Below are 1392 nucleotides of genomic sequence, written 5' to 3' on the forward strand. Positions count from 1 at the left end.
TCATCGGTGCGATCGCCGGCTGGCTCGCCGGCAAGATTGTCCACGGGGCGGGATTTGGGCTGATCGGCAACATCGTCGTCGGCATCATCGGCGCACTGGTGGCCGGCTGGGTGCTGCCTCAGCTGCACATCCAGCTCGCGACCGGTACCGTCGGCGCGATCGTGGACGCCACGATCGGCGCGGTGATTGTGCTCGTCATCCTTTCGCTGATAAAACGGGTCTGAAAGCCTGACCGAACCAGGAACGGCCGCCATGAGCGGCCGTTCCCTTGTCGCGACGGGGCTTAGCGCCTCGCGCCGACGATCATTTAAGGACGCGCAATGAAATTTACCGGCACCAAGGACTATGTTGCGACCGACGATCTCAAGGTCGCCGTCAATGCCTCGATCGTGCTGGAGCGCCCACTCCTCATCAAGGGCGAGCCCGGCACCGGCAAGACGGTGCTGGCCGAGGAAGTGGCGAAGGCGCTGAACGCACCGCTTCTGACCTGGCACATCAAGTCCACCACCAAGGCGCAGCAGGGCCTCTACGAATACGACGCGGTGTCGCGCCTGCGCGACAGCCAGCTCGGCGATGCGCGGGTTTCCGACATCAGGAACTACATCAAGCGCGGCAAGCTGTGGGAGGCCTTCACCGCCGAGCAGCGCCCGGTGCTGCTGATCGACGAGATCGACAAGGCCGACATCGAATTCCCGAACGACCTCTTGCTCGAGCTCGACCGCATGGAATTTCATGTCTACGAGACCGGCGAGACGATCAAGGCCAAGCAGCGCCCGATCATGATGATCACCTCCAACAACGAGAAGGAGCTGCCGGACGCTTTTCTCCGCCGCTGCTTCTTCCTCTACATCAAATTCCCCGACGCCGACACGATGGGCCGGATCGTCGACGTCCACTTCCCCGGCATCAAGAAGCGCCTGGTGGAAGAAGCGCTGCGCATCTTCTTCGAGGTGCGCGAGGTGCCGGGCCTGAAGAAGAAGCCCTCGACCTCCGAGCTGCTCGACTGGCTGAAGCTGCTGCTCAACGAGGACATGAGCGTCGAGCAGCTCCGCGAACGCGACCCACGCAAGCTGATCCCGCCGCTGCACGGCGCGCTGCTCAAGAACGAGCAGGACGTGCATTTGTTCGAGCGGCTGGCGTTCTTGAGCCGACGGGAAGTGTAGGCGGCGTCGCCAACCACACGCCCGGTGTCGTCCCGGCGAAGGCCGGGACCCATACCGCGTGATTTATCGATGCGGATAGTCGGCGTTCCGGACGACTAGTCTTCGTCAAACCTCTCCCTGTGGTTATGGGTCCCGGCCTTCGCCGGGACGACATTGGGGAGGCATTTGCGTGCTGCTCCCACATCGTCATTGCGAGCGCAGCGAAGCAATCCAGAATCTTTCCGCGGGT

Annotated in this window: 2 protein-coding genes; both read left to right on the forward strand. The window is 62.9% G+C overall.

Annotation, left to right across the window (positions count from 1 at the left end; genetic code table 11):
- Nucleotides 1–2: 2 nt before the first annotated feature.
- Nucleotides 3–224, forward strand: coding sequence for a GlsB/YeaQ/YmgE family stress response membrane protein (locus tag AC1D00_RS41100; protein ID WP_477014641.1), 222 nt, complete (start codon nucleotides 3–5; stop codon nucleotides 222–224).
- Nucleotides 225–320: 96 nt separating this feature from the next.
- Nucleotides 321–1163 (forward strand): AAA family ATPase, encoded by an 843-nt coding sequence (locus tag AC1D00_RS41105; protein ID WP_477014642.1) that lies wholly within the window; start codon nucleotides 321–323, stop codon nucleotides 1161–1163.
- Nucleotides 1164–1392: the final 229 nt, after the last annotated feature.

Source organism: Bradyrhizobium sp. P2_E8, from assembly GCF_056403875.1.

Bases quoted from the DNA above. Each gene is read 5' to 3' on its own strand.
- AC1D00_RS41105 (WP_477014642.1), top strand. From the start codon at position 321: ATGAAATTTACCGGCACCAAGGACTATGTTGCGACCGACGATCTCAAG.